Consider the following 26,132-nt stretch of genomic DNA (forward strand, 5'->3'; position numbering starts at 1 on the left):
AAATTATGTTTTTTGGGGATTCTGCTTATCAAGTAAATGAAACTATTGACCCTAGGGAATTATCACCTGAATCTGCCTATATTGGATTAGAACATATTGAACAAGAAACCCTCCAACTTGCTGAGATAGGAACCGCTTCTAAAGTAACTAGTAACAAAAGAATCTTCAAAAAAGGAGATATCCTATTTGGCAAACTTAGACCTTATTTTAGAAAAGTTATAATTACAGATTTTGATGGGATCTGCTCAACAGATATTTGGGTGATACGTCCACAAAAAAGTATCGATAACAAATTTTTATATTATTGGTGTGCTGATTGGAAATTCATAAATTTTGTAAATTCAGCAAGTGAAGGAACAAGAATGCCAAGAGCGAAGTGGGAAGTTGCAATAAATCATGAAATTCCTAATCATACTTACGAGAACCAAAAGGTAATCGGAAATATACTTAGTTCATTAGATGAAAAAATCAAAATAAATAAAAAAACAAATGAAACTCTTGAAGGAATAGCAAAGGCACTTTTCAAATCTTGGTTTATTGATTTCGATCCAGTAAGAGCAAAAGTAGAGGGTCGTTCAACTGGATTACCTGATGAGATAAGCGAGTTATTTCCAGATTCATTTGAAGATATAGATTCAGGTGAGATTCCAATTGGTTGGGAAGTAGCAAAACTGGGAGATGTTGTTTCTATACAATATGGCAAGAATTTTCCAACAAAGAATCTTTTAGAAAGTGGATTCCCTGTTTTTGGAGGGAATGGAATTATTGGTTATCACTCAAGTTTTTTATATCAAGATGAAATGACTCTTATGTCATGTAGGGGAGCAGCATCTGGAGACATAGTGCGATCTCTGCCAGAGAGTTTTGTCACAAATAACTCACTGATAATGAATCATATTCTTGGGAACTTTCCATCTCAGCGTTACGTACAATATTTCCTTGAGAGCAAAGATCGAAGTATTTTTGTAACCGGTTCTGCTCAACCACAAGTAACTATTGATTCCATATATGATTTTGCATTTTTAGTACCGAATCTTTCTTTAGTAAAACTATTTCAGCATGAGATAACGCCAATAACTAAAAGATCATTATTGCTTGATGAACAAAATCAAACTTTAGCGACTCTCCGTAACATACTTATTCCAAAACTTATCTCAGGTGAACTAAGAGTTCCTGATGCTGAAAAAATGCTTGAGGAGGTTGGTATCTGATGGCATTTATCAACGAAGAATATTTAGAGGATATGTCTATTGAGTGGTTCAAAGAGATTGAATATTACTTCGTTCATGGTCCAGATCTTGCTCCAGATGGGAAATCACCAGAACGTGAAGACTACCGCCAAGTCATACTCATAGAACGTCTTCGTACGGCACTCAAAAAACTAAATCCAGAAGTTCCACCAGCAACGATTGAGTCAGCAGTTCTTCAACTCACAAATCCAAATATCCCTGGACTGCCTTCTTCTAACAGGCAGTTTCATCAATGGATGACGACTGGTCTACCAATCTCATATATGAACGGAGATCAAGAGGTTGGTATTCGCCTCAAGATTATTGATTTTGAAGATCCTGCTTCAAATGATTGGTTAGTAGTCAATCAACTGAAAGTAAAAGGTCCTAAGAGAACACGGATTCCAGATGTAGTCGTATATATCAATGGTTTACCCATAGCGGTGATTGAACTCAAAAATCCTACTGATGAGAAAGCAGATATATGGGCAGCATTCAACCAACTTCAAACTTATAAGGACAATATTCCAGATCTATTTACTTCAAATGTACTTTTAGTAATTAGCGATGGTACTTATGCAAAAGTTGGTTCTCTGTCTGCTTCTCAAGAACGTTTTCAACAATGGAGAGTTATTGAACAGGAGCAAGATCTAGATCCGTTAGGAAAATTTCGAGAGTTAGAAACTCTTGTCCGTGGACTATTTGATAAACAGCGCTTACTTGATTTCATCAGATCTTTTTGTCTTTTTGAGGACGATGGAGAGATCATCAAAAAGATTGCTGCTTATCACCAATTCCATGCAGTAAAAACAGCAGTTGAAAGAGTTGTAGAAGCAAGCAAACCCGATGGCGATCGGAAAGGTGGAGTTGTTTGGCATACACAAGGTGCAGGAAAGAGTATCGAGATGGCATGTTTAGCAGGAAAGTTGCTTACTGATCCACGTTTACAAAATCCAACATTGGTAATGGTTACTGACCGTCAGGATTTAGACGGACAGTTGTTTGGAGTCTTTGCGGGAGCGAAAGAACTTTTAGGTGAATCTCCAAAACAAGCAGAGTCGAGACAGGATCTAAGAGAACTCCTTGATAACAGACCTAGTGGTGGAATTATCTTCACGACTATCCAGAAATTTGCTACTGAAGCAGATGAGGAAAAGTTTCCAACTTTGACTGACCGAAAAAATGTTGTAGTGATATGTGATGAGGCACATAGAACTCAATATGGATTCAAGGGACGTATTGATTCAAAAACAGGAGCAATCAAATATGGATTAGCAAAGGCACTAAGAGACGCTTTGCCACAAGCAACATTTCTTGCTTTTACAGGCACACCTATCTCACAGGATGATCGAGACACTCAAGCAGTTTTTGGACATTACGTCTCTATCTACGACATTCAACAAGCAGTAGAAGATGGTGCAACAGTTCCGATCTACTACGAATCACGATTAGCAAAGTTGAAACTCAAAGATAGTGCTTTGCCATTAGTAGATGAAAAGGTTGATGAGATTTTTGAAGATGAGGATGATATCCCCTCTAATGAAAAAGCAAAAGGTAGATGGGCAGCATTAGAGGCACTTGTAGGTGCTGAACCTCGTCTCAAGGAAGTTGCATCAGATCTAATTGCTCACTACGAACAACGATCTAAAACTCAACCAGGAAAGGCATTGGTTGTAGGAATGAGTCGTGATATTTGTGCTCGCCTTTACAACACAATTATTTCTCAACGTCCTGATTGGCATGACCCTGATCATATGAAGGGAGCAATCAAAGTTGTCATGACAGCATCAGCATCTGAGTCAAAACTTCTTCAACCTCATCACACAAGTAAGCAACAAAAAAAGGATTTAGAAAATCGTTTCAAAGATCCTGCTGATCCTCTAAAGATTGTTCTTGTCCGTGACATGTGGTTGACGGGTTTTGATGCTCCTTGCTTGGCAACCATGTATGTAGACAAACCGATGAAGGGTGCAAATCTTGCTCAAGCAATTGCACGAGTCAACAGGGTCTTTAGAGACAAACCAGGTGGTCTTATTGTTGATTACATCGGCATTGCCCCTCAACTAAAAGAGGCACTCGCAACGTATACAGCAGCAAAAGGTAAAGGTCGACTAACTCTTGATACCAGTGAGGCAGTACGTATTCTCAAAGAGCAAATACAGATTGCCAAAGATATTCTTCATCCAGTGGATTGGAGTTCATTTGAAGAGAAAGGAAAAGCACTAGAACTTATCGCTAATTGTTTAGATCACATCCTTGGAACTGCAGATGGTAAGCAAAGATTCTGTGACACAGTCCTAAAGATTACGAAGGCATTTGCATTGTGTGGAGCAACAGATGAAGCAATGACTCTCTCTAAAGAGGTGGTATTTCTTCAAGCAATTCGAGCACCTCTAATCAAAGGAGATGGACAGACAAATCCGCCAGGTCAAGGGGTTGATTATCAATTACAGCAACTTCTTTCAGAATCTTTAGTTGCCGAGGGTGTCACTGATGTCTTCAAAGTCGCTGGTCTCAAGAATCCAGATATCAGCATCATGTCTGATGCTTTCTTGTTAGAGGTCAGCAAAATTCCCCAAAAGAACTTGGCAGTTGAATTACTTCAACGTCTCATAAAGGATGAACTCAAAAGTAAGTTCAAAACCAACGTAGTGAAACAAAAACGTTTTAGTGAAATGCTGACTGCCTCATTGAATAAATATTCAAATCGAGCAATTGAAGCAGCACAGGTAATAGAAGAATTGATAGCAATGGCGAAGAAGTTCAGAGAGGATCTTGAGCGTGGTATTGCCTTGGGACTTGATTCTTCTGAACAATCTTTTTATGACGCCTTAGCAGATAATCCATCTGCTCAAGAATTGATGAAAGAAGAGATATTAGTAAAAATGGCAAGAGAACTTGCTGAATTATTGAGGAGAGATGCAACTATTGATTGGCAATATAAAGAGAATGTTCAAGCAAAACTCAGACTCAAAATAAAGACTCTGCTAAAGCGTTATAAGTATCCTCCTGATCAACAAGCAATTGCAGTTGACTTAGTACTACAACAAGCGGAGACGTTAGGAGAAGAACTGACTAATTGATATTTCTAACGTCTAATAGTTCTTCCCTCGTTATTACTTTTTAGTCGTTTATATGAGGTGTCTTTGGCACGGTTTAGTGGAAGACGTTACCTCCCTGACTAGGGTTTGAAGAGTTAGGCACGCTTTTGGCACGCATAGCATCCGCACTATAAATTCAGTTATTGCAATCGTTTCTAGAGAATATCAATCGTAGGTTTAGATCAATGCCGATTATACAACTTAGCTCAAAACTACAGTTATTGCAGTGCTTTTGAAGAGGTTAGATTAAAGGGGTAACACTAAGGTAACAGTACTAAAAGACATATCCTTTGTTCCTGTGTACTGACTTGCTATGGGGTATGAGGGGTAAATAGGATCCTGGCTTATACGTTAATAGTGAAGAGAAATTTATTTTATTTTTTATATTTTTCCCTCAGATCTTCACTTCATCTAGTTCTGGAAAAAGCATGTTGATATAAGCCATTATTATCACAACCAAAGGAGGCATATTTGTTTTATCTTCTTTTGTGAGTCGCTTAATCTCTGACAGGAAACCCTTAGCTTCTTGTTCGTTAATTTTGTATTCTGGATTCTTTTCTACTTCTTCAACGAGGGCTTGGATTTGATTAGCTGAATCCATTAACTAATGTATTGTTCTATGCCAATAAAACGAATGAGTTATGGGACAACAAGGATAGATTAAAAAAACTTATCATTTCTTATGTTTCGTTGCTAAGGCTTCAAAAATTTGAGTAGTTATTAGACAACTGTTTCGATTAGCAGCTAAAAAAGAAGTCCACTATGTTTTTATCTCTTGTCTATATCAATTACCTCTCCTTGTCCTGAGAGTACCGTTGAGGATCTAGGAATTAAAACCTGGCCAATCTGGGCTTGTGAAGCAAGCTCTTTTGATTGGACTTATGACGACAAAGAGACTTGTTTATTGCTTGAGGGTGAAGTCACAGTTACTCCTGATGGAGGAGAACCTGTGAAATTTGGTGCAGGGGACTTAGTCGTTTTCCCAGCTGGGATGGACTGTAGATGGGATGTTCATAAGGCGGTCCGCAAGCATTATCAATTTGGTGGTTAAAAGTGATCGATCTCAAAAAGTATCGGTTTATACACATATGCTAAAAATGTTCATAGTGAACTTTTCTTGCTTCAACTAAGTAGCAATTATGTATCACAGTGTACATTTTTTATTTTGTTGCGAACTCGTATTGGAAGGTTTGGAATAGCGCTACTTGCTGTTCCTGCCATTCAGCTCATAAGTGCTGCATTTTTTCCTGCACATGCAACTGAATCTAATTTCTCAGCTGCAGACAATACTTTGATTTTGACATCATCGGCGTTGGTTTTGTTGATGACACCAGGCTTAGCTTTTTTTTATGGAGGCTTTACTCAAGCTAAAAATGTGCTCAACACAATGGCAATGAGCTTTGTCATGATGGGAATAGCTACTCTTGTGTGGACATCAGTAGGTTTTAGTCTAGCCTTCTCGGATGGAGGAGCCTCTAATGCTTTTATAGGTAATCCATTAACGTATGCATTTTTTGAAAATCTTCCAAGCAATTGGGAGGGGCTTCAGATACCAGGACTGAGTTTTGCACTTTTTCAAGGTATGTTCGCCATAATTACTCCGGCTTTGATTTCAGGAGCATTAGTAGAAAGAATTAGTTTTCGTTTTTGGTGTTTATTCACGCCTATATGGATTTTATTTGTTTATGCACCTCTTGCTCACATGGTTTGGGGCGGTGGTTTGCTTGGCAAAGATTTAGATTTTGCTGGAGGAACGGTTGTTCACATCAGTTCAGGAGTATCGGCTTTAGTACTTGCAGGATTAATAGGTTCGCGTAGTAATTGGCCTAAAGGTATCAAGCCTCCCCACGACATTACTCAGATTCTTATAGGAACAGGTTTATTGTGGTTTGGCTGGTTTGGATTTAATGGGGGAAGCCAACTAAGTGTTGGCGGTGCAGAACTTCCTTTTACTACAACTCATGTTTCAGCAGCAGCTGGATTGGTAGCTTGGGCGTTGATTGAAACATTTAGAGATGGGAAAGCAACTGCGGTAGGTATGGCTACTGGAGCTGTTGCGGGCTTGGTAGGTATTACGCCAGCAGCTGGCTTCGTAAGTCCAGCTAGTGGAATGTTGATTGGTGCTATTACATCTTCTTTATGCTACATCTCAGTTAAGGTTAAAATTAAATTATCTTTTGACGACTCATTAGATACCTTCGCTGTTCACGGTGTAGGTGGAACTGTGGGGGCGATACTTACGGGATTTTTTGCAAAAGCAGAATTAATTTCATCTCATCCTGCTGGATTAGTTCTTGCAGAGCAAGGTCGTATTGGATTGGTTTTAGGACAATTTCAAGCAGTTTTAATTGCATATGGAATTGCCGCATTTGGAACTTTGATAATCGCTCTTTTATTAAAATCACTTGGTTTTAATTATAGAGTTGAAAAAGCCGAAGAAGATTCTGGCTTAGATATTTCTGAGCATGGTGAAGAGGCTTATGTGGAGAGAACTGGTTCTCCTAATGCCATATAGATTTCAAAATCCCGGATTTTCTCATTCCATGATTTGACTGAAATCTTGTTTCTGTTGATCACTAAAAACCGCCTTGTTTATAACTGGGCGGTTTTTTGTTGCCTAATTTATATGATTTCTGGGAGCAAAAAAGTAAAGAATTCAACGATGGATGGTAGTAAGAAGTTCTTCAATGGTTATCCCAACCCAGTCATTTCAGTAAAGAGAGTTTTGTTTTCTGCAGATTCAGCAAAACCTAATGGGAGACGGTTGGCGCCGCCTTATACGTCCTGTGTTTTACCTTCTTAAGTTGTCTTTTCACTTTGGAGAGGTTTATGTATCCGCCGTTCTAATTGCGTCTAACTAACAGGGTTGAAATTATAGGTATAACCTGAGTTGCCTTATGTCTCAGTTCCAAGGATTCAACCAACCAAATCACGAGCTACTTCTTTCGATATTCGCAGTGACCCATTTCTTTATTCTCGATGCCAATCGAGTTCGAGATAGTGTAAATGCTTCTTTCTCTATAATAATGGCAAGTTATGTTTTGCTAGTGATTGTCAGGATTTTAAGCCTATAGGAAATCACTGGAGTTCCTTCATCCTTCTTTTGACCTAGGGTTTTTTCTTCCCTTGTAGACTTAAAGCTTTTCCTTCTCTTCTTGGATCAGCCGCGCCATGCCAACTTCCCTGATGCCATTTGATAACAGCTAACCCACTGCTAAACGCACTGTATTTAAGTTGATGACCTTGATTAGAAAGTAATTGATAGATATTGTTATCCTCTGATGACCAGTCTCCACTCTTTTCAAGCACTGTGTAATTTGGTTGAACAGATAGCAATTTTTGATTAACGACTTCTTGTGGTGTGAGCTTAAAATCTAGTGTTCCAATTAATGCATTTGCTATGTAATGGGGGATAAGCCAGCCACCAGGTGAACCAAGTGCTAATACTGGACGATTGTCTTTAAATACGATAACTGGAGCCATTGAACTCAATGGACGTTTATTGGGTCTGATTCGATTAGCTATTGGTTTACCTTTGACGTTTGATACAAATGAGAAGTCAGTTAGTTGATTATTCAAGATCATGCCTCCAGATAAATTCCTTGTCCCGAAGACAGTTTCTACTGAACTTGTATATGAAGCGACATTCCCATATTTATCAACTACTACTAAATGAGTTGTACCTCCGCCTGCTGTTCGAGGTTGACTAGCTAGATCTAAAAGTTCACTACCTTTTGGCTTGCCTGGCAAAGGGCGAAATGTTGTCTTGTTACTTTTTATAGTGCGGGCTCTTTTTTCAATATAGTTGTCATCTAATAAACCCTTGATAGGAACAGGAAAATCAATAGGATCTCCGATCCAGTGAGAGCGATCAGCATCTGCAAATCTTAAGGATTCGGCTAGAAGATGCCAATGTTTGATCGAGCTTTCGGAAACATTGTTTTTTGATAGAAATTCATAGGTGCCAAGAGTTTGCAATAGTGCAATTCCACCACCACTTGGAGGAGGGAAAGCACAAACGTTCCATGATTTATATTTTCTACATAGGGGCTTACGCTTGATGACTGTGTAATTAGCTAAATCTTCATTCGTTATTGACTTGATTTCATTTTTCCCATTGCTGATAAGTTTTAGATCATCTATAAGTTCGTTCGCTATATTTCCACGATAAAACTCATTAACACCTCCTTTGGAAATACGACTCAGTGTTGATGCTAATTTTTGGTTGCGAAATGGAATCTTTTTATTTGGGAGAGAGCCATTAGGGAGATATAAGGATTTAAAAGATTCACTATGGTTTATTCCTAATCTCTTTGCCAATGAGATGGATCTTAGAAAGCGAGGACTTGGGATGAATCCTTTCTTTGCAAGCTCAATACTTTTTTGAAAATTATCCTTCCAAGGTAAACGCCCAAATTGTCGGTGTCCCTTCCAAAGTAATGCTGTTGTACCTGGGACTCCAATTGCAGATGGGCTTTTTGTTGCCTTTAGCCATGGCACAGCTTTTCCATCAGTTTCAATCCACATATCTTCTTTAACTTGAGCTGAGGCAGTTTCTCGACCATCAAGTGCAGTTAGTGAACTTGTCGATTCATCCCAATACATAAGAAAGGAACCACCTCCTAAACCAGAACTTTGTGGTTCAACAACTGCAAGCACTGTTTGAGCCGCCACCACAGCATCCATTGCAGTTCCACCTTTCTTCAAAGTTTCAAGAGCTGCATCACTTGCTAATGGATTGGCAGTGACCACGACAGATTGACCACTAGCAGTTGATACTTTGATCTTTGTCTCATCAATACTTTCAGGGGCTGCGGGATTAACTTCCGCAATGATTGGTATGGGAAGAGTTAAAAGAAGAATGAATCCGAATTGTTTTAAAACTTGCACTCTAGGCAGACCTATGAACATCACAGTAAGGAATGAAAAGATTGGTATTTCGGTATGGCTTGAATATCTCCATAGGTTAAGTACTGATCAGTTTATTTTCTTATACGCCTGTTGATAATCCTTCTTGCAGTAGTCGAGAACATGTTCAAGGTACTTGTCGGTATCTTCTTCGCACTTAGCTCTTTCGAGAATGTAGTAAATGATCTCGTCTAATATTTCAGGTCTACTATTCATTGATTGTGAAAAGGTTTAACCAATCAATATCTTATCCATTGGCTTCTTCGGCTGCTCTTTTTTCGCATTCTTCTTTTTGTGCTTGAGTCATAGGGACGTAGTTGGCAGCAAACTGCCAAACACCTTTGTCTATAAGTTCAGTAGTTTTTCTATGGTCTTTTTGCCTCCGTATTGCTTGAAGTGAGGGTTTGAACCTTTGGTGTTCAACTCTTTGATTAGAGCTGCTACAGGCGACCCTGGGGCTACCTCGATGTAGTAATTGATTCTCAGTTCATCTTCTATTCTTCTACCAATAAAGCTTGCTGCTTCAGCTGTTCTGGGTAAGTCGTATTTACAAACCCCAAAGCTATCGAGGATTGATTTCAGACAGATAACTGAGAGTACATATCCTTCAGGATCAAGCAATGAGATTGCATCCTGCATTAATGGATATGCCACAACAATGTTCGTAGTTGTTGCTCTTCCCCAAGCTGTCTTACTGGTTGTGTGGAGAAGTTCTTTCGCGAAGTCGGGAACGAAGATACTTAGGAAATGTCTGCCAAATGCTGTGCTGCTGAAATAACCTTTCTGCTTTGCCTTAAGAACTTGTTTTCTAATTTCTTCTGTTGCTTCTCGACTTGAATTTATTTCGTGTAGTAATTGTTTTTCTGACATTATTTACTTTTTAAGTTTGGATATTTTTAAAACAAAAGCGAAAGTCTCAAAGCAAGATTATTGATCTAATGACTGTTGCTTTTTCTTCTTCTTCAACTGCTCTTCTAAAAGCTTTTGTTCTTTCTCTCGCTTGGGTGTCAAAGGTATCTCGCTATCGCCTAGATCTAATTCGAAGACTCCTCCTGCACCAAAGTAATTGGTGTCTGATTGTGATGGGCTAGGGAGGAGGAATGTTGTGGTTAGAGCTAGTAGTAAAAGTTTTTTCATTGGTTAAGCAAACCCAGTCATTTCAGTGAAGAGAGCTTTGTTTTCAGCTGATTCAGCAAACCCTAATAGAACTTCATATCTAGTTTCTGCTCCGCTATTTAACTGTCCTAACCAATAGTTTAAGCCTCCTGTATCAGCATCTCTCCCTAGGACATTTTTATAGAGAGTATTCACATAGGTGGAATCAGAAACGTTATCTCCATATCGCTCAGCAAATTCAGCTGAACCAAGAAATGATGATGCTACGACTCTGATGGAGTTTGCTCCAGAACTAAACTGATCAATCCAATACTCCAATCCATCAGCATCAGGTAATCGCTTAAATGATGCGTTATATAAACGGAACATACGTCCTGAGTCTGTATTTAAACCCGTGACTTGATCAAACGTACCTTTGATATCAATGATGGCGCTAACGTCTCTAAAGGAACTTGTTGTCGCTTCCCCTGTAAAGGTTAATAAGGGAAGTCCTGTGATGTCGTCATACCCAGAATCAGTTTTGATTTGATAGACACCATTACCTTTGCTGTAGAACTTGTAATCACTAAACTCACCGCTATAGGTTTTAACGATATCTACTTTGGATTCCTCTACGGTTTGATCAGTGAATTGAATGTATTCAATATTAGAAAGAGTATCTGTCCCATCATTAGTACCTTTTCTTAGATCGGCAATGGTTAATGAATTGACTTCTCTTGTAAAGGAATAATCAGAAAACTTGCCAGAATAAACAAAAGTGTCGTTCCCTCCTTCACCATTAATTGTATCGGAGCCTTCTGAGGCGAAGAAAGTTTCATTACTAATACTACCAGTAAGCTCATCGTTTGAATTGCTCCCAGTGTTTGCGATATATCCAGAAAGCCCTTGATTGTTTTCTTTGAAAATTTTTTCCAGTTCAATGCTTGAAGGCTTACTAATTACTTTTTTAATATAGTTTTCATACAAGCTATGTCCTAAAGGATTTCCTTCCTTAATCTTATCGGGAGTTAAGTAATTATCTGACCATTCTGGATCAAGACTGCCTGTATATTTTTCAATATATCCCCATTCTGCAAAGGTTAAAGCGTATTGATATTCAACCATTACTGTTTTCCAATATTTGAAACTACCCACTCCCATATGGTTGTAGCTTGAAGCATCAAAGACCCCACTGTTAATAGCTTCTTTTGCTGCTTCATAAAGCAAGCCAGACAATATTGGCTCCTCTTTCGAGACATCCCCACCGTACTCAGGGCTTCTATCTTCAATAAATAGAAATTGTGCTGGAAAAGCTCCTGGCAAGGCAAATCTAACTAGTGTATGGAGTAAATGTTCAAGTACTTCTGTTATTTGAGTATTAGCTGTTTTCTCTGAATCACCAGAAAGGTTGAATTGCCATATGAAATCGGTAAGACTATGCTTGTCATTTGTTAAGTCCCATCCTGAATAATTATCTCCGTTTAAGCTAGGAGTGTAAGAATCCATTTCCTCAACTCCTATTCTTTGTAAGGTATTGATTGTTTTTAAATGCTTAATAGCTTTAATTTGAGAGTCTGAATTAATCGATGTGTCTTCTGGGTTGAGTAATAATTTTGTTGTTTGAGCTATCTTTCTTATAAATTCATCTTCAACAGCAACGTTGCCTCCTGTTGCTTTCAAGCCAGCTATTTTGAGTCCATATACTTCTATGTATCTATTAAAAGGCTCTATTTCTAAACTAGTTTCAATTTGATAGCTTTTATAGACAGCGTCTAAAGTTCCCATTCCCCAAGTAAAACTGTACTTTATCTAAAAAAATTATATTTAAGTGAGGAGTAGTTTCAACCTGTGTCAATAATGATCTAACTTTTTGCTATGTTCCCCGTTGTTTCCCCCTTTAATATCTGAACCAATTTGTTCCCAACTTCCCATCGCTCAACTTTTTAATGAGAGTTTTACTGTCAGTTGGTTGAGCAAATTGAGAACACAATTAATATTCGTTATATATCTAGACTAGATCTTCTATCCTTGCTATTTCGTTTGATTGCTAAACCCATATCAAAAGCTACGACATCTTTTAGTTGTCTCTCTACCCAATCAAGAGTGTTGTGAGTTGATTTATTTGAGGTAGTAGTTTGTTTCTTCTTCTCTGCCATTAGTAGTTGTTAGGTAAGTATCAATAAGGATGATCAAGATCGTTATTCATTGACGATAGAGATCATTATGATTGAAGAGTGAATAGTTAGTTGGGAAAGATAAAAGAAAGTACTCACAAGATGTCCATTAAGGGGACATCAGTAGAGCTAATTGTTGTCTTAGTTGTGTTTGAGTAATTGTTAATCTTCATCTTCAGAAGGCTACTGTTCTTTGGTCAATGTCATTGTTCAATCATTCAAAACAGCCAACTTCTAGCTTTCCCCCTAATGCCTGAGTCGGGATCTAATGATTTATAGAACTCGTCAAAGGTCGCCACTTTTTATTTTTTGGATCCTTTGTTCTTGTTTCTGTTTTGCAGGTTCTCATCAGTTTGTCTTTTCAGAGGCAATGAAAGACTCACACACTTGATCAACTAGACAAAAGTAGTATATTTGTATTAGTTTAATCCCCGTCACAAACGCAAAAGGAGGATCCAGTGAGCAGGATTCTTTTTTTGCCTTCTACATGAGGAGGACTATGGCATGGTCAAGGAAAGCAAGATTCGTATCACCTGTCGAGGTTCTGGAGAACCCTGAAGAGTGGGACTACTTCACTGACTTGGAACTTATGAAGTCCAGAGGTAGTTCGATTTGTATGACATGCGAACACTTCACGTACACGTGCGATAAATCATGCGTAACTCTTCTAATTTGTCCTCTTCATCAGCGTCTTATTCCTCAAGGTGAGCATCTAACTAAGCGTTGTAGAAACTGGCAAAGAAAGAGAGTTCTTGATGTTGGTCTGTGTCCAGAAGTTGCCTAACAACCCACAAAATTATTTTTTAAAAACTAATGAACTTAACTACTAATGCTGATCGAGTAATTATGTTTTGCATCCTCGCCTCAATGGCAATCTTTGATGCTTTCTCAACTCTTCTCTCAATACTCAAGAAAGGAATTTTCATAGATCAGAGATCAATCCTGATGCAAAAGACAAATAGAGAATTAAAGGCAATGCTCGTCGGTGTCGAAAAAATATCCAAATTAAATAAGAAACAATTAGTGGATTTGATATTGGTTGCGTCTTAGTAAGTCAGTCTCCTTTATCGTGAATATCTCCTGAATAAGATTGAGTTCCTATCTCTGGTGGTGGATTGTTTCCGAAGTCATCAACTAAAGCATCTGCCTCACTTGTAAAAAGTTTAGTGAACCATTGCTTAGTTGCAATAATTGCTGTCCAGATCTTGTCTCTTTTTCTGCTCATAGATATGCCTCCAAAGTAGTAAGGGGGCGAGATTTTGGTTGCCCCCTTTGAGTCCATCACTCCAGACCTAAGAAAGTGCGTTGACTCCTGGGAATGTTTTATCACTACTGAATGTAAATTGCTATGGGTAAGAACACCAAAGTATTTATACATTTGGGTTCTCTCGATAGATATTTTTTATTAGTGGGATTAGACATAAATGAAGAGTCATCGCACTTTCGAAGATATTAAATAAGGGGAAATGTGCATTGACTCTAAGGAGGTATCTCACACCTCCTGATGTGAACAGAGTCACCTTTCGTGCGGTCTCTGCATTGGTCGGAACAACCCAAACCCCTGATTAGTTTCAGGGGTTTTTCTCTAAGAGGACAATGAGAGTTAATACTTTAGGGTTTTTGTCCTGTAGATTTTTTGAATTAGGAGGAGTAGATATAAATCAAGGCACTATTAGGAGGTCAAACCATGTCATGCGGTAATCCTTTTAAACATGCAATCGAAGACGTAAAGGAAACATTCTCGAAATCATGTGGCGTTCCTATCCAAGGTAATGATTGGTGCGATCTGTTTTCGAATTATGAAACTGATTTTGATGAGGTCGAATACGAGAATGAATGTTTGCAGTTTGGCAACTGCTCAATGGACTACTAAAAAACATTGAACTAACAGGAGATCTAATTATGCAAGCAACACGTAGTTTCCGATCTAATGGGTCGAATACTCTTTCATCGATCTTTCTATGGTTTTCAGTCTTTTTGATTTCTATGGGAACACTTCCTCATCTCATTCCTTATTACTTTCAGTTGAAATATTGAGGTAAAAACAATGATTCTTGATCTTCTCAAACTCATTCTTAGAAAGCACAAAGATTATTGGGTTGTTGGTTAAACAGGAGTTTTTTCTCATGTTCACCTGATCTAAATTTGTTAGAATTGAATTAGGAGTCACAGCACCTTCTGTGGGTGAAAGTTAAATAAAGGATGGAAATTTAGTTCAGTCAGTTGAGTGCTTGACTCAAAGGGGGCGACCAAAATCTCGCCCCCTTCTTTATGACTTTTTTTCTTTGAATTTGTAAAAAGCGAACTTGCCAATAATGAGCTCTTCGCGCTAACTAGATATGGAATGTCTATCCGTTATCTGCCATGAGATTTGCCGTCATAATGGTTAATTCAAAAGGAAAGACACACGAAGAAACCATCATTGCCAACAATAAACAAGAGGCAATGTGGCAGGCACAGGATTGCAATCCATTCTCAAAAATTATTGAAGCCAATTGGGTTTACAAGTAAGAGAATTCCTTAAAGGAAATCTTCTTCGCATTTTGAATAGAAGTTGTCATAGCTTCCTTCTAATTAAAAATTCGATGACAAAAGATTACCAATATCTCCTTTTGCCAGTCCAGTTATATAGCAACCAAATTACAAACCCAACCATAAACAATGGCATAAAGCTATCAATAAATACATAGGCTGTATAGACAATTATGGGGAATAGAATGACGCGTTTGATATTTAATCGTCTTTGATATCTCATTTATTCTGAATCATTGTAATAGACGGAAAAGACGCACATTACAGCGAGAAGAACAAAGGTATTCAAGACAAATGTTTGAAATGGAAAAAATGAATATTCCTCCTCAATCAATTGATTACACGTAATAAATTTTGGCTGTCCAATTTCCGAATTCGAATCTATAAAAAGATCTGATCCACCAATATAAGCAGAACAAATTTGATTCATTTGCTCGATACGTTGTCGTGCTCCAAAGGTAGTCGTTACCCCAGCGATACAAGCTGAAACAAGCAGATAAATGAAAGTTTGCTTGTTGACAAATCTCATACAAAAATCATGACTCTTTGTCTAAGGACTCATTACCCCATACCCATACCCCCCCTCAAGATTTGTTATTGATCATGAGAAGAACAATACTTCTTATAGCACTGTTACTTTAGTGTCTTCAAAACCATTGCTAATATTAGATTTTAATGCTAATAGTCTAATCTGCATTAGTTAGCATGCACTCGCTCCCAAATCAAACTTAGAAGTAAACCCATCACAATCAAAGGGAAAAGGGCTTTGATAATTCCTACAGCAATGAGAACACCTAAACCAATAGCTCCATAAACAGCCCATCTTGGGATTGAGCGAACAGCATTCGAACCAGCATTACTAGATGGAGGAATTACTTCAGGATCAATCGACATTGATTTTCTTAGATCATTAATTTAAAGGTAATGCTTCCTTAATAATTTGAGTAAAGAGTTTTACAAATTTGGAAGAACAAGAAAACAAATCACTAGAAATTAGGAACGGCATCAACTGCTTTTTTTACTGTCTCTTTCACTCCTTCAACAGCTCTCCTTGCTTTATCTTTCAACATCTCTGAAGCAGATGGAGAGAGTGCCTTGATCTCTTTTTTAATTGCACACTCGCGTTCTGCGAACCATTGATTTTGGCGCTCATAAGCTTCATCTAACCTCTTTCTTTGATCAAGAATTGCATCAAGTTCTAGCTGATACTCTTGGAGTTCTAACGTCTCCATCTCGCTATCAGATATGACATATACAGGACTCTGAAACACGTAACGAGGTGAGAATAAATATTCGAATGTTGAATACATAGTAATAATGCAAACGACTCTTTAACTATGAGACAAGTTCCCAAAATAAGAGTGTAGTAAGCCGCAATAAATCATTCGGTATCTACACCGAATTTCGGTTTATACCAATCAACCTACAAGCAATAACCGTAAAAATTCAGTCCTTATCGCTAAAAAAACAAAAGTTCCTAAGCACGAGAAAAAAGCGGAGATACACTTATCACATGAATTCTTCTTTTTTGATAGTTCTATTCTGATTCAATTTCTATAGCTATAACTAAATTCTCTGCTTATCTACAAACCTTGTAAACGTTTAAAGGATCCCAGAAACAATAAGCATCTGCCTAATAACCACGCCAACAACACAGAAAAGTATTAATCGACTTAAGACATAAAAGGGAAGATTATTCATCTAACTTCTAAACACATCAATCAATCAATCAATCACCAAAACGATAATGTTTACGGACTGCTTTATGAACATCCCATCGACAGTCCATACCAGCAGGAAAAACGACTAAGTCACCTGCGCCAAACTTCACAGGTTCTCCCCCCTCAGGAGTAACGGTGACTTCACCCTCAAGTAATAAACAAGTCTCTTTGTCGTCATAAGTCCAATCAAAAGAGCTTGCTTCACAAGTCCAGATTGGCCAGTTTTTAATTCCTAGTTCATCAATGCTGCTCTCAGAACAAGGTGAGGTGACTGATATTGACAAAAGATAAACAGATAGTGGACTTCTTTTTAGCTACTAATAGAAACAGTTGTCTAATAGCTACTCAAATTTTGACAAAAATGTTTGAAAACGTATTACGTATAGAGCGAGGATCGAGAGTCCTCCCATACCCCCTTCAAATAGAAAGATGATACGTCTTATAATACTGTTACCTTAGGCGTTCCACTCCCAACAGTTGCTGCCAACACCGATACGAGCATGAAATATATCCAAGAGCATTACTTCCACTACAGAGCTGATGAATCTACTGAGATTCTTGGTAAAGGTCGAAAGATTTAGCCAGCAGAGGAAAGTTTGAGATGGATTGGGTCAAATTAGTTTCACAATAACAATTCCAAAGAACAAGCTGAACTCCGAACAACGATTTATTAGGAATCTCCTTATTGGATTTTTCGCAGCATTATTTATTGTCTTTGTATTAGCGATGATTGCGCTCTTCCGGACACTGACTACTTATCCAAGTGCTTCTAATCTGCCAACAGTCACCATACAAAATTGCTACGACGGAGATACTTGCACAACTACACAAGGAGAAAAGATCAGACTTGCGTGTATTGATACTCCTGAATTAAGAGGCAAGAAGGCTGATCCAATACCTGCAAAAGCAGCAAGAGATTATCTAAATGATTTAGTTGCTGGTTCAACAGTCACAATCAGGCGGATTACTGAAGATCGATATGGAAGAACATTCGCTGAATTATCGAAAGGTCCTATGAATATTCAAGAAGACTTAGTTAAAAAAGGCATGGCGAGTATCTATGAAAGGTATTCAAGTCAGTGTGAGTGGAGCAAAAGATAAAAAATGACTCTCTTCCTTGCTGTCTTAATCCCAATAGCAATCTTGGGATTTCTCTATCTCTTCATCATTGAGAACAATGGTCTTCCAGATTGGATGGCAAGAGCATCTCGAAATAGCAGCTCGATTTGGACCTATGGAATTATCACAATCACGCTTCTTTCTATCATTAAGTACATAACTTCTAATTAGACGTATGAGTATAAAAGCTGCCTACATTGAAATAGATAGATGATTTGAGCTAGATCAGCTAGAGAGAAGACAAGATATGAAAGGTTCTTGTTAAATGCCTGAAGAGGAGAAATTTGAAAAATGTTGGGATACTGTCTACTAATTTTGTGTAGTGGTAAAAAATTGTTTCTTAAGTTATTTATGTAGTATTCGCTACTAAACGATTATGGATTTAACAAGATTTTATTCTTTGAACTTTCTTGGACGATTGTTGCTAAGTGCAATTTTTATAAATGCAATACCAGGCAAAATAACAAATTTTGCTGCTCAAGCTGAATACATAACAAACAGAGGGTTTCCCGAGCCAGTATCAATGATAATGATGGTAGGTGCAATAGCTTTACTTCTTGGTGGTACTGTCCTATTGATCTTCACAGAACGGGTCAAACTCGCTTGTTCACTACTTTTGATTTTCTTGGTGCCAGCGACAATAATTTTTCATTTGATACCATTTCAACTTGCAGCAGTCGCACGAAACCTATCTTTAATTGGAGGATTGTTAGTTGCCATAGAAAAATCAAAATAACTAATATCGATTCACTATTCAAAATCTTTTGGGCTGGCTTGAGTCAGTCCTTTTTGTAATGAAAAAACTCCACTTAATTATTGTATGTTTTTGGTTCTTTCAGCCCATCATCGCTAAAGCTAAGCCCGTAAAAGGGATTAGCGACTTTGATGGAGGCTTCAAAGGTGTTGAGAGAATCACTTTTGAATGTCCCGTCAACAATGAAAGAAATATACAAAGAACTAATGACGAATTTGACGATCAACAACCAAAAGAAAAATGTTGGGTTGATTTTCACCCAACTTATTTGAATGTTATGAATAAACAGGTGATAAATAAAAAAAATGTCATTAGTTTTTGGCAATCCCCTCCTCAATCAGGCAAGTGTTGTGCAAGTTGGAATTTAATTTATAAGGATGTCGAAGGAAAGAATAAAATCTTATCTATGAGAAAAAAAGAATTTCCATTCCCGCTCACTAAGAGAAAATTAAAAATACTTGGCACACCATCAAACATTATTAATCGTTGGCTTACACAATAGAAGAGAGACAAAGATCAAACTAGTCAAAGGAAGTCTTAGATTTATGGGATGTTCTTAATTCTCAAATCGAAAGAGCAACAGCTACTAACTTTTCACAAAAGAATCAAGGTCAATTTCTAGTTGAGTCCAATGGCTTTCTTCTGAACTTATCCCCCATAATTCACCTCGTTCAGAGGCTTCTAAAATGGATTCATAAAATTCTGGAATATGTTTTGACATTCTTTTAGTTGATTGTAGAAGCAGAAATTTTCTCTTCACAATCGGTATCTCCTGCTTCACAGACAACTTCAGCTTTATCAGAGTGTGAGCCACAACCCATTGCCACCACTGGTGAAACACCAAGAACTGTGTGAAGAGTAGTTGCCGAAAAAAGAAGATAAGGAATGAATTTTTTCATAATCATATTTAGAATTTCACTAATGATCTATCAATTGATTACCAACTGTGAGGTTTCAATGTTCGGTTAACTACTTAAAGATAATAGGAATAGAAACTATTTATAAATAAACGAGTCCTAATAAAAGTAACTTATAAAATAAAAGTTGCTGATTTTGGCATTTCTCGTATCCATTGATAGACAAAGAAATCAAGGAACATGAGTCACTTCCAATTTACTGATGAACAATTTATCGAGATCAGAGAAATCTGGAGAGATATCAATTCTCAATGCAAATTGCTGCAAGAGCAAACTGGTTGTCCTGATAGCGAAATAGTCAAAATGATTGACTCTGCAAAGAGTTATTGGGAAAACAAGAGTTAAAAAAAACTATTTACGCACTCAGTTTTTCCCAGATCACCTCTGATTCTTTGATCAAGTCAATAGCCTCATCTCTACCAAGTATCTTTTGTGCATCATTCATCAGCTGTATATATCTAAGCCTTAGTTCTTGTTTGTTCATGAGCTGCATTTGTATTTCATGCAGAGACTTCTCGCTAAGTGCAACATTATGTTTATTCGGTGCGTGCGAAAAGTTCAAAGAAGCATTGTGATGGGTCATTAGAATAAATCTGATTAACTTCTTAGCGAGAGAGGGAAATTGCTATGTAGAACAATTCCCTAGCCTCTAGTTGAGTGTCAAAAGGCGCTTTGCAAAACCTTTTTAAGCACATGCAGGTGATTGACTGACCTACGCTACGTACCTGATATTTTGGCTAGGTAACTGAGCTATCGAGTTAGTTAACCAGTACGGTTTTCCTTATTAAAGGTTGGTACTTTAAGCGTTGCAGCTTGAAGTCCTTCAGGGTAGACATTGAGTGATGTAGTCCACTCACAAAATTCTTGGCTAACTGCATAACTATCTTCATACCTCTGTAACTCATCGAGGTAATTTACTCTCTGAGTAGCCCATGCAATGATGAGTCGCTGACTAATATCCATCAATAAATCGTATTCAAGCCAAGAAAGTACCGTGGTTATTACTTGTTAAATCAATATGAAAAGAACCTTCAAACGAAAGCTTTTTTGTTCCAGATTACTCACGACTAAATCAACTTTTGGATAAAATTATGTGTAAACCTTTTAGTTCACAATTTTGTTTAACTTTAGAGAGTGGAGACGATAAATCTAGTTTGGTTCAAAAAAGACTTAAGAACATACGACAACGAAGCACTTTATGAAGCGCTAAAAACTGAAAATGTAATACCAATTTTTGTTGTTGAGCCAGATCTCTGGAAACTTCCTGATCATTCTTCAAGACAATGGGAGTTTGTACGAGAATGTTTAATTGATTTAAACAACTCATTAAGTGATATTGGTTTGAAATTAATTATAAGAGTTGGGAATATTCAAGATGTAATTAAAGAGTTTACGAAAAAGTTTCATGTTAAAGGTATTTATAGTCATGAAGAAACCGGCAATGAATGGACATTTAAACGTGATCAAGATCTAAGGCGTTATACAAAAAACGAAAACATAAATTGGCATGAATACAGACAATTTGGTGTTTTTAGAGGTCTTAAAACACGCATAAGTTGGTCTCAGAAATGGGAACAACATATGTCACAGGAACTCAGCAATGATCCTAGAAGAGTAAATTATTTTATTGATATTCCAAGTCATAATTTACCCTCATCTAAAAGTCTAAAGTTAAATTTAGATAAATGTAGTCATCGAATTCAAGGAGGAAGAAAGCAAGGGCTTCATAAACTGGATGAGTTTCTGAAATACAAAATAGATAATTATCAATATTCTTTATCAAGTCCTTTAAAAGCATTTGATGGATGTTCTCGCTTATCGCCTTACTTAACTTGGGGTTGTCTATCAATTAGAGAAGTAGTCCAGGCAATTAGAAAAACTAAGAAAAGAGGATCCAGAGCAATTGACTCAAGATTACATTGGCATTGCCATTTTATTCAAAAGCTTGAATCAGAACCTGAATTAGAAAATCGTGAGTACCATCCACACATGAGTGGTATCAGGAAGTCAAATCAAATTTTTTTAAAAGCATGGAGTCAAGGTCTAACTGGAATACCTTTTATAGATGCATGCATGAGATCCCTAAATAGTCATGGGTGGATTAATTTCCGAATGAGAGCAATGCTTATGTCATTTGCTAGCTACCAACTATGGCTTCCATGGCAAGAGAGTGGCTTATGCCTAGCACGCAAATTTATTGACTATGAGCCAGGAATTCACTGGACACAATGCCAAATGCAATCGGGTACGACATCGATTAATACAATTAGAATTTATAACCCAATTAAACAAGGATATGATCATGACCCAGAGGGAATATTTATTAGAACTTGGGTAAAAGAATTACAATACCTTCCAAGCAAATTCATCCATGAACCATGGGAAATTGATCTATTTCGTCAAAATGATTCATCATTCGTTCTTGGAAAAAATTATCCATTCCCTATTGTAGATCCAATTATTAGTACAAAGACAGCACGAGCAAAGCTTAAAGAGATAAGAAATAAACCAGGCTTCTTTGACATCGCTAATAATATCCTTGAGAAACATGGCTCAAGAGAAAGAAGAAAGTCAAAGTTGAAAAAGAAGCAAAACAATCCCAAGGGACATAATCAATTAACCCTCAAGCTTTAAAGTTGCAGGGCTGATGAGTCTACTAATATCGCCAGGAACGGTATAAAGATCAGCCAGTAGCAATAGTGTCTCTACTTATTTAAACGACCTAAGGTCACACTTAAAAGATGATTTTTCTAGGATTTAAGCATTACGTCTTAATTGGTTGATTTATTTCCAGAAATAAAATGTCGAATTATTATGAGCAATCTTCATCATCCACTTCTAATCAATCAGAAAGTAGTAATTCCAATGTCGAAACTAAGCTTGTAACGGTACAAGCTAAAAGCTCATCTCACCCATATTTTGGTCAAGGATCATCCAAAGGATATTTTATTGATGGAAAAGAATCCCCTTCATTAATTCTGAGACAGAACGTTGTATATAGATTCGATCAATCGGACAGCAGTAACGCTAATCATAAAATCTTGTTTTTTACTGATGCGAATAGAATAAATTCATATCAAAAAAACATTTCTGAAGTTGGTATTGCTGGTTCAACGGGTGCATATACCGAAATCACTTTAAACAGTGAGACACCAGTAGAAATTTTCTACCAATGTCAAAATCATCCTTTAATGGGTAGCAATATAAAATCGTCAACTACAGGTAATGACTTACTCACTAGTAGTTCAAACAATGAACTATTTGATGGAGGCGCAGGGACCGATACCGTTATTTTCACCGGAAAATTTTCTAATTATTCTTTCACACGCACCTCAACCTCCATAGACCTAGATGATCAAAGGACAGGAACTAATGATGGGACAGATACTCTTTCTAATATTGAATACATTCAATTCACTGATCAAACCGTAGAGGAATCCAAAGTAGATATCGTTAAAACCTATAGCGGTGAGTTTAGTGATTACAAGTTCTACAGCAAAGGTAATGGTGTCTATCAAATCAAAACTGATTCTGGGTATGACGACATCACAGGACTTCCCTTATTAACCTTCACTGGAGAAGCAAGCGATAGTTCATTTAAAGAGATCAGTGCAATTGTTGACATCAAAGGAACGTTTGATCAAGTCACTGGTTTAGAAACTGATGATGCAAAAATGTTCCGTCTCTATAACGCTGCATTTAAACGACTTCCTGACGCTGATGGTTTGAAGTATTGGATTGGGAAATATACTTCTGGAGAAAATGATGATCGAGCGGTTGCACAATCATTTCTTGTTTCAGATGAATTCTCTGAACGCTATGGTGCAAACGTTACTAACGCCAAGTATGTAGAAACGCTCTACGTCAATGTTCTCGGTCGTGACTACGATCAAGAAGGTTATAACTATTGGTTAGGGAATTTAAATTCGGGAAAAGAAACGAGGTATGAATTACTTTTAGGGTTTGCAGAATCAGCAGAGAACAAAGCGCTCTTTACAGACATTACAGGTTTTGGATAATCACCTCAACATCCAGCACAAATTTCTTCACTCTCATTATTCATACAACCACCACTCATTTACCCCCATACACCGCTCTTCATTTAGCTATCTAGAGAGAAAGCAGATCTATCTCTCTAAATAAATCCATCTATGTGCGTATTAAGTGGTAGCATTGCGGTAGCATATAAAACCAGCAGCTTTAAATCCCTTTTATACCAATCAGTCTCAGCTTACGTTGTATAATCGGCATTGATGTTGACATAACCCCGAAACCATTGCAATAACAGACTTGATATACAAGAAATTGCTGGTTTATTAGTGGTTTATTTGAAAAACATGCCCTGAAAACGTAGTCAGGGCGGTACTAGCGGTTCAAAAGTGGTTTATTACAGATGAATGTAGATAATATTTAATAACAAAAATTGCACATGATAAATCTTTTTTAATCAAGCAAATCCGGTCATCTCAGTAAATAATAATTTATTCTCATCAGATTCAGAAAAACCCAAAAGAACTTCATATCGTTGTTCAACACCATTGTTCAGATTACCAACCCAATAGTCGTATCCACTTTGATCGAGTTCTCTATTTAAAACATTGAGATAGAGATTTTTTACATACGTCTCATGTGTAATATTTGCACCATAACGTTCTTCAAATTCATCAGAGACGAGGAATGATTTTGAAACTACTCTTCTAGTATTTCGCCCTGAACTAAATTCATCGATCCAATACTTCAGTCCATCCGCATCAGGGAATCTTGCAAAGGCAGCGTTATAGAGACGAAACATTTCACCTGAGTCTGTATTGAGTCCTGTGACATGATCAAATGTTCCTTTAATATCTGCAATAGCACTAATACCAGAAGTATTATCAGCAAAAGTTAGTTTGGGTATACCAGTGATGTCATCAACGACTCCTGTGTCACTTTTGATCTCATACTTCCCATTACCTTTGTGATAAAACTTGTAGTCCCTGAAATTACCAGCATAAGTTTTAGAAACGTCTACCTTTGACTCCTCTACCGTTTGATCTGAGAACTCAATAAATTCAATATTTTTAATCGTATCTTCACCATCCTCATTTGTTTTCCTTAAATCAACTACGCGAAGTTCGTCACTAATTCTTATGAAACGATAGTCGTTAAATTTTCCAGAGTAAACAGCAGTATCACTGCCATCTCCACCGTATATTCTATCGTTCCCTGCACCAGCATTAATAATGTCGTCGCCACTACTTGCATCAATAGTATCTGTGCCTTGATTAGTGGTAATCACATCGCTACTAGAAGTACCTATTGTACTGTTGTTATAGTTCGATAATTCATAACTCAAACTAACTGTAGACTTAACTATTCCTCTTGCTCCTCCAGATATAACACCCTCTAAAGAATGTGCATTAAATGTCCAAGATCCATCTTCTCCTTCCGTATCATCTCCATATGCATGAAAAATCTGAAAATCACTATCATCATAAATTCCATTAGCATTTGAATCAAGAAAAATACTTGCACTATCGGAATAAGTAGTACCTTCAAAAGTAATTTGCTGACCAGTTGTCCACCACCATCCATTCAAAGAACTTGTAGAACTTTCCCAACTTCCATATTCACCTGCTCCAGACTCAGAGATCCATGACCAAGTGCCATGAGTTAAATCACTGGATTTTAAAGGAACTGCAAGTACCAACCAAACAATCCTAATCAATAAAGGTGTTAGATAAACTTTCTAGCACATATAGATTCTATATATAAAAGTTTGCTACATGCAGAGATCATGAAAAATAGTGGTTTAGAAACTCGATATGAACTCCTTTTAGGTTTTGCTGAATCAGATGAAAATAAAACTCTCTTTACTGAAATGACTGGGTTGAGTTAAGTAAAGAAGCTTTTAGAACAGCTGAAGAAGAAAGAGAAGAAACTCCTTATCCAATAAATTAATCCGCCTCTTGATTCATGAGAAAAATTTATTCCACGGTTAGCACTACCTCAACCGAACCTCAGTTTTAGAGAACTTCCTTTTAAATTATTTAAAGCGAGAGCGAGTAACTTCTAATGACACGTTGCGTTCAAGCTCAAGTCAGAGAAGGGGACAGTTGTCGAAATCCTGTCCCTTTACTCGCAAACTCATAAAATGTAGGTCTGCACTTTTTTGAGAACCCGAAGTGGTGAAATGTTCAATCTTTTCCCTTCAAAAACATCCTCATACAATTTTCAGTAAACCCTCCTCTGAGGGGGGTTTCTTTTACCTAATATTATTCTTAATCAGATAGCGGCAACGATCAATTTAACTGGTAACTTTTTTATTGCTGCTTGTGCATGGACTGGAAATATTCAACACGAGATATATTCTAGATACATTGAAAAGTCATCCCTTACTAATCTTTTTATTGAGCATAAGCTTGGGGGAGGGGAGGACAGAACTTCTTTCAATCTTCGTATCGATAGCAGCAATATTTTATTTCCGATTTCAATTTTGGGAACAAGATAATCGAAAACAAAAATTTTAATAATTTCACTGCTAAGACATAGTTCAACTATCATTAGTTGAAATTATCATGCCATAAATTTTCATAAGTTTTC

32 protein-coding genes are annotated in these 26,132 nt (G+C 37.3%); 16 read left to right on the forward strand and 16 right to left on the reverse strand.

From position 1 onward, the window contains the following. Positions 1-5: 5 nt before the first annotated feature. On the forward strand, positions 6-1,211 hold the full coding sequence (locus tag AC6EI0_RS07960) for a restriction endonuclease subunit S (protein ID WP_498522046.1): 1,206 nt from the start codon (positions 6-8) through the stop codon (positions 1,209-1,211). Beyond that, positions 1,211-4,312: a type I restriction endonuclease subunit R gene (locus AC6EI0_RS07965; protein ID WP_498522047.1), complete on the forward strand. Its 3,102-nt coding sequence runs from the start codon at positions 1,211-1,213 to the stop codon at positions 4,310-4,312. Before AC6EI0_RS07960 ends, AC6EI0_RS07965 begins: the two co-directional genes overlap by 1 nt. A 412-nt stretch (positions 4,313-4,724) precedes the next feature. Here AC6EI0_RS07965 and AC6EI0_RS07970 read toward each other — a convergent pair whose 3' ends face one another. After that, complete coding sequence (locus AC6EI0_RS07970) at positions 4,725-4,931, reverse strand: hypothetical protein (RefSeq protein WP_498461904.1); 207 nt, start codon at positions 4,929-4,931, stop codon at positions 4,725-4,727. 174 nt (positions 4,932-5,105) lie between these two features. On the opposite strand from AC6EI0_RS07970, the gene AC6EI0_RS07975 reads away from it, so the two are divergent. Together AC6EI0_RS07975 and AC6EI0_RS07980 are read left to right on the forward strand one after the other, a co-directional pair. Next, on the forward strand, positions 5,106-5,381 hold the full coding sequence (locus tag AC6EI0_RS07975) for a cupin domain-containing protein (RefSeq protein ID WP_498522048.1): 276 nt from the start codon (positions 5,106-5,108) through the stop codon (positions 5,379-5,381). A gap of 117 nt (positions 5,382-5,498) precedes the next feature. Continuing rightward, the gene (locus AC6EI0_RS07980; protein ID WP_498522049.1) at positions 5,499-6,845 is read left to right on the forward strand and encodes an ammonium transporter; all 1,347 of its coding nucleotides are present in this window, start codon (positions 5,499-5,501) and stop codon (positions 6,843-6,845) included. Positions 6,846-7,438: 593 nt separating this feature from the next. Here AC6EI0_RS07980 and ggt read toward each other — a convergent pair. The 5 genes from ggt to AC6EI0_RS08005 all read right to left on the reverse strand — a co-directional run bounded on the left by ggt (position 7,439) and on the right by AC6EI0_RS08005 (position 12,489). Further along, positions 7,439-9,220: a gamma-glutamyltransferase gene (gene ggt, locus AC6EI0_RS07985; RefSeq protein WP_498522050.1), complete on the reverse strand. Its 1,782-nt coding sequence runs from the start codon at positions 9,218-9,220 to the stop codon at positions 7,439-7,441. Positions 9,221-9,583: 363 nt separating this feature from the next. Continuing rightward, the gene (locus tag AC6EI0_RS07990; RefSeq protein ID WP_498522051.1) at positions 9,584-10,108 is read right to left on the reverse strand and encodes a hypothetical protein; all 525 of its coding nucleotides are present in this window, start codon (positions 10,106-10,108) and stop codon (positions 9,584-9,586) included. Between the two features lie 57 nt (positions 10,109-10,165). Then, positions 10,166-10,375 carry a hypothetical protein gene (locus tag AC6EI0_RS07995; protein ID WP_498522052.1) on the reverse strand — a complete coding sequence of 70 codons (210 nt, stop codon included), beginning with the start codon at positions 10,373-10,375 and terminating at the stop codon, positions 10,166-10,168. A gap of 3 nt (positions 10,376-10,378) precedes the next feature. Further along, the gene (locus AC6EI0_RS08000) at positions 10,379-12,118 is read right to left on the reverse strand and encodes a DUF4214 domain-containing protein (protein ID WP_498522053.1); all 1,740 of its coding nucleotides are present in this window, start codon (positions 12,116-12,118) and stop codon (positions 10,379-10,381) included. A gap of 215 nt (positions 12,119-12,333) precedes the next feature. Continuing rightward, positions 12,334-12,489, reverse strand: coding sequence for a hypothetical protein (locus AC6EI0_RS08005; protein ID WP_498522054.1), 156 nt, complete (start codon positions 12,487-12,489; stop codon positions 12,334-12,336). A 517-nt stretch (positions 12,490-13,006) separates the two neighbouring features. Here AC6EI0_RS08005 and AC6EI0_RS08010 point away from each other — a divergent pair. Together AC6EI0_RS08010 and AC6EI0_RS08015 are read left to right on the forward strand one after the other, a co-directional pair. Beyond that, complete coding sequence (locus AC6EI0_RS08010; RefSeq protein ID WP_498522055.1) at positions 13,007-13,291, forward strand: galactose oxidase; 285 nt, start codon at positions 13,007-13,009, stop codon at positions 13,289-13,291. 29 nt (positions 13,292-13,320) lie between these two features. After that, the gene (locus AC6EI0_RS08015) at positions 13,321-13,557 is read left to right on the forward strand and encodes a hypothetical protein (protein WP_498522056.1); all 237 of its coding nucleotides are present in this window, start codon (positions 13,321-13,323) and stop codon (positions 13,555-13,557) included. A 4-nt stretch (positions 13,558-13,561) separates the two neighbouring features. On the opposite strand, the gene AC6EI0_RS08020 is transcribed toward AC6EI0_RS08015, so the two are convergent. Next, entirely contained in the window at positions 13,562-13,789 is a 228-nt protein-coding gene (locus AC6EI0_RS08020) for a hypothetical protein (RefSeq protein WP_498522057.1), read from the reverse strand. 405 nt (positions 13,790-14,194) lie between these two features. Here AC6EI0_RS08020 and AC6EI0_RS08025 point away from each other — a divergent pair, with 405 nt between their 5' ends. Together AC6EI0_RS08025 and AC6EI0_RS08030 are read left to right on the forward strand one after the other, a co-directional pair. After that, a complete protein-coding gene (locus AC6EI0_RS08025) occupies positions 14,195-14,380 on the forward strand; it encodes a hypothetical protein (RefSeq protein WP_498522058.1) in 186 nt (61 codons plus the stop codon). Between the two features lie 509 nt (positions 14,381-14,889). Beyond that, positions 14,890-15,018: a hypothetical protein gene (locus tag AC6EI0_RS08030; RefSeq protein ID WP_498461870.1), complete on the forward strand. Its 129-nt coding sequence runs from the start codon at positions 14,890-14,892 to the stop codon at positions 15,016-15,018. 244 nt (positions 15,019-15,262) lie between these two features. Here AC6EI0_RS08030 and AC6EI0_RS08035 read toward each other — a convergent pair whose 3' ends face one another. From AC6EI0_RS08035 to AC6EI0_RS08050, 4 genes are all read right to left on the reverse strand, one after another. Further along, the gene (locus tag AC6EI0_RS08035; protein ID WP_498522059.1) at positions 15,263-15,568 is read right to left on the reverse strand and encodes a hypothetical protein; all 306 of its coding nucleotides are present in this window, start codon (positions 15,566-15,568) and stop codon (positions 15,263-15,265) included. 167 nt (positions 15,569-15,735) lie between these two features. Further along, complete coding sequence (locus AC6EI0_RS08040) at positions 15,736-15,933, reverse strand: hypothetical protein (RefSeq protein ID WP_498522060.1); 198 nt, start codon at positions 15,931-15,933, stop codon at positions 15,736-15,738. A gap of 92 nt (positions 15,934-16,025) precedes the next feature. Next, the gene (locus tag AC6EI0_RS08045) at positions 16,026-16,349 is read right to left on the reverse strand and encodes a hypothetical protein (RefSeq protein WP_498522061.1); all 324 of its coding nucleotides are present in this window, start codon (positions 16,347-16,349) and stop codon (positions 16,026-16,028) included. A 419-nt stretch (positions 16,350-16,768) separates the two neighbouring features. After that, the gene (locus AC6EI0_RS08050; protein WP_498522062.1) at positions 16,769-17,044 is read right to left on the reverse strand and encodes a cupin domain-containing protein; all 276 of its coding nucleotides are present in this window, start codon (positions 17,042-17,044) and stop codon (positions 16,769-16,771) included. Between the two features lie 322 nt (positions 17,045-17,366). Here AC6EI0_RS08050 and AC6EI0_RS08055 point away from each other — a divergent pair, with 322 nt between their 5' ends. From AC6EI0_RS08055 to AC6EI0_RS08070, 4 genes are all read left to right on the forward strand, one after another. Beyond that, on the forward strand, positions 17,367-17,861 hold the full coding sequence (locus AC6EI0_RS08055) for a thermonuclease family protein (RefSeq protein WP_498522063.1): 495 nt from the start codon (positions 17,367-17,369) through the stop codon (positions 17,859-17,861). Between the two features lie 3 nt (positions 17,862-17,864). Further along, positions 17,865-18,050 carry a hypothetical protein gene (locus AC6EI0_RS08060; RefSeq protein ID WP_498522064.1) on the forward strand — a complete coding sequence of 62 codons (186 nt, stop codon included), beginning with the start codon at positions 17,865-17,867 and terminating at the stop codon, positions 18,048-18,050. Between the two features lie 205 nt (positions 18,051-18,255). Next, positions 18,256-18,615, forward strand: a complete 360-nt coding sequence (locus AC6EI0_RS08065) for a DoxX family protein (protein ID WP_498522065.1) — start codon at positions 18,256-18,258, stop codon at positions 18,613-18,615. A 58-nt stretch (positions 18,616-18,673) separates the two neighbouring features. Then, positions 18,674-19,135, forward strand: a complete 462-nt coding sequence (locus AC6EI0_RS08070; RefSeq protein WP_498522066.1) for a hypothetical protein — start codon at positions 18,674-18,676, stop codon at positions 19,133-19,135. 84 nt (positions 19,136-19,219) lie between these two features. Here the strand turns inward: AC6EI0_RS08070 and AC6EI0_RS08075 are convergent, their stop codons facing one another. Both AC6EI0_RS08075 and AC6EI0_RS08080 read right to left on the reverse strand, forming a co-directional pair. Beyond that, entirely contained in the window at positions 19,220-19,354 is a 135-nt protein-coding gene (locus AC6EI0_RS08075; RefSeq protein WP_498522067.1) for a hypothetical protein, read from the reverse strand. 4 nt (positions 19,355-19,358) lie between these two features. After that, entirely contained in the window at positions 19,359-19,532 is a 174-nt protein-coding gene (locus AC6EI0_RS08080; RefSeq protein ID WP_498522068.1) for a hypothetical protein, read from the reverse strand. Between the two features lie 198 nt (positions 19,533-19,730). Here AC6EI0_RS08080 and AC6EI0_RS08085 point away from each other — a divergent pair, with 198 nt between their 5' ends. Continuing rightward, entirely contained in the window at positions 19,731-19,895 is a 165-nt protein-coding gene (locus AC6EI0_RS08085; RefSeq protein ID WP_011822881.1) for a hypothetical protein, read from the forward strand. 10 nt (positions 19,896-19,905) lie between these two features. Here the strand turns inward: AC6EI0_RS08085 and AC6EI0_RS08090 are convergent, their stop codons facing one another. After that, positions 19,906-20,133, reverse strand: coding sequence for a hypothetical protein (locus AC6EI0_RS08090; protein ID WP_498522069.1), 228 nt, complete (start codon positions 20,131-20,133; stop codon positions 19,906-19,908). Positions 20,134-20,312: 179 nt separating this feature from the next. Next, positions 20,313-20,513: a DUF8673 family protein gene (locus AC6EI0_RS08095; protein WP_498522070.1), complete on the reverse strand. Its 201-nt coding sequence runs from the start codon at positions 20,511-20,513 to the stop codon at positions 20,313-20,315. 171 nt (positions 20,514-20,684) lie between these two features. Here AC6EI0_RS08095 and AC6EI0_RS08100 point away from each other — a divergent pair, with 171 nt between their 5' ends. Both AC6EI0_RS08100 and AC6EI0_RS08105 read left to right on the forward strand, forming a co-directional pair. Then, positions 20,685-22,184, forward strand: coding sequence for an FAD-binding domain-containing protein (locus AC6EI0_RS08100; RefSeq protein WP_498522071.1), 1,500 nt, complete (start codon positions 20,685-20,687; stop codon positions 22,182-22,184). A 167-nt stretch (positions 22,185-22,351) separates the two neighbouring features. Beyond that, positions 22,352-23,569 carry a DUF4214 domain-containing protein gene (locus tag AC6EI0_RS08105; protein WP_498522072.1) on the forward strand — a complete coding sequence of 406 codons (1,218 nt, stop codon included), beginning with the start codon at positions 22,352-22,354 and terminating at the stop codon, positions 23,567-23,569. A 428-nt stretch (positions 23,570-23,997) separates the two neighbouring features. Here AC6EI0_RS08105 and AC6EI0_RS08110 read toward each other — a convergent pair whose 3' ends face one another. Continuing rightward, positions 23,998-25,257 (reverse strand): DUF4214 domain-containing protein, encoded by a 1,260-nt coding sequence (locus AC6EI0_RS08110; protein WP_498522073.1) that lies wholly within the window; start codon positions 25,255-25,257, stop codon positions 23,998-24,000. A gap of 69 nt (positions 25,258-25,326) precedes the next feature. Here AC6EI0_RS08110 and AC6EI0_RS08115 point away from each other — a divergent pair, with 69 nt between their 5' ends. Next, complete coding sequence (locus tag AC6EI0_RS08115; protein ID WP_498522074.1) at positions 25,327-25,428, forward strand: DUF4214 domain-containing protein; 102 nt, start codon at positions 25,327-25,329, stop codon at positions 25,426-25,428. The last annotated feature ends 704 nt before the right edge of the window (positions 25,429-26,132 follow it).

The sequence above is a fragment of the Prochlorococcus sp. G5PB11 genome (assembly GCF_059772425.1).

Excerpts from the sequence above, each read along its gene's own strand:
- AC6EI0_RS08045 (WP_498522061.1), bottom strand. The coding sequence starts at position 16,349 with ATGTATTCAACATTCGAATATTTATTCTCACCTCGTTACGTGTTTCAG.
- AC6EI0_RS08025 (WP_498522058.1), top strand. The coding sequence starts at position 14,195 with ATGTCATGCGGTAATCCTTTTAAACATGCAATCGAAGACGTAAAGGAA.
- AC6EI0_RS08010 (WP_498522055.1), top strand. The coding sequence starts at position 13,007 with ATGGCATGGTCAAGGAAAGCAAGATTCGTATCACCTGTCGAGGTTCTG.
- AC6EI0_RS07970 (WP_498461904.1), bottom strand. The coding sequence starts at position 4,931 with ATGGATTCAGCTAATCAAATCCAAGCCCTCGTTGAAGAAGTAGAAAAG.
- AC6EI0_RS08005 (WP_498522054.1), bottom strand. The coding sequence starts at position 12,489 with ATGGCAGAGAAGAAGAAACAAACTACTACCTCAAATAAATCAACTCAC.
- AC6EI0_RS08075 (WP_498522067.1), bottom strand. The coding sequence starts at position 19,354 with ATGTCAAAACATATTCCAGAATTTTATGAATCCATTTTAGAAGCCTCT.
- AC6EI0_RS07965 (WP_498522047.1), top strand. The coding sequence starts at position 1,211 with ATGGCATTTATCAACGAAGAATATTTAGAGGATATGTCTATTGAGTGG.
- AC6EI0_RS08035 (WP_498522059.1), bottom strand. The coding sequence starts at position 15,568 with ATGAGATTTGTCAACAAGCAAACTTTCATTTATCTGCTTGTTTCAGCT.
- AC6EI0_RS08015 (WP_498522056.1), top strand. The coding sequence starts at position 13,321 with ATGAACTTAACTACTAATGCTGATCGAGTAATTATGTTTTGCATCCTC.
- AC6EI0_RS08095 (WP_498522070.1), bottom strand. The coding sequence starts at position 20,513 with ATGGATATTAGTCAGCGACTCATCATTGCATGGGCTACTCAGAGAGTA.
- AC6EI0_RS08070 (WP_498522066.1), top strand. The coding sequence starts at position 18,674 with ATGAAAAAACTCCACTTAATTATTGTATGTTTTTGGTTCTTTCAGCCC.
- AC6EI0_RS08080 (WP_498522068.1), bottom strand. The coding sequence starts at position 19,532 with ATGAAAAAATTCATTCCTTATCTTCTTTTTTCGGCAACTACTCTTCAC.
- AC6EI0_RS08085 (WP_011822881.1), top strand. The coding sequence starts at position 19,731 with ATGAGTCACTTCCAATTTACTGATGAACAATTTATCGAGATCAGAGAA.
- AC6EI0_RS07990 (WP_498522051.1), bottom strand. The coding sequence starts at position 10,108 with ATGTCAGAAAAACAATTACTACACGAAATAAATTCAAGTCGAGAAGCA.
- AC6EI0_RS08060 (WP_498522064.1), top strand. The coding sequence starts at position 17,865 with ATGACTCTCTTCCTTGCTGTCTTAATCCCAATAGCAATCTTGGGATTT.
- AC6EI0_RS08115 (WP_498522074.1), top strand. The coding sequence starts at position 25,327 with ATGAAAAATAGTGGTTTAGAAACTCGATATGAACTCCTTTTAGGTTTT.
- AC6EI0_RS08065 (WP_498522065.1), top strand. The coding sequence starts at position 18,256 with ATGGATTTAACAAGATTTTATTCTTTGAACTTTCTTGGACGATTGTTG.
- AC6EI0_RS08030 (WP_498461870.1), top strand. The coding sequence starts at position 14,890 with ATGGTTAATTCAAAAGGAAAGACACACGAAGAAACCATCATTGCCAAC.
- AC6EI0_RS07960 (WP_498522046.1), top strand. The coding sequence starts at position 6 with ATGTTTTTTGGGGATTCTGCTTATCAAGTAAATGAAACTATTGACCCT.
- AC6EI0_RS08090 (WP_498522069.1), bottom strand. The coding sequence starts at position 20,133 with ATGACCCATCACAATGCTTCTTTGAACTTTTCGCACGCACCGAATAAA.
- AC6EI0_RS08105 (WP_498522072.1), top strand. The coding sequence starts at position 22,352 with ATGTCGAATTATTATGAGCAATCTTCATCATCCACTTCTAATCAATCA.
- AC6EI0_RS07995 (WP_498522052.1), bottom strand. The coding sequence starts at position 10,375 with ATGAAAAAACTTTTACTACTAGCTCTAACCACAACATTCCTCCTCCCT.
- AC6EI0_RS08040 (WP_498522060.1), bottom strand. The coding sequence starts at position 15,933 with ATGTCGATTGATCCTGAAGTAATTCCTCCATCTAGTAATGCTGGTTCG.
- AC6EI0_RS08000 (WP_498522053.1), bottom strand. The coding sequence starts at position 12,118 with ATGGGAACTTTAGACGCTGTCTATAAAAGCTATCAAATTGAAACTAGT.
- AC6EI0_RS08020 (WP_498522057.1), bottom strand. The coding sequence starts at position 13,789 with ATGGACTCAAAGGGGGCAACCAAAATCTCGCCCCCTTACTACTTTGGA.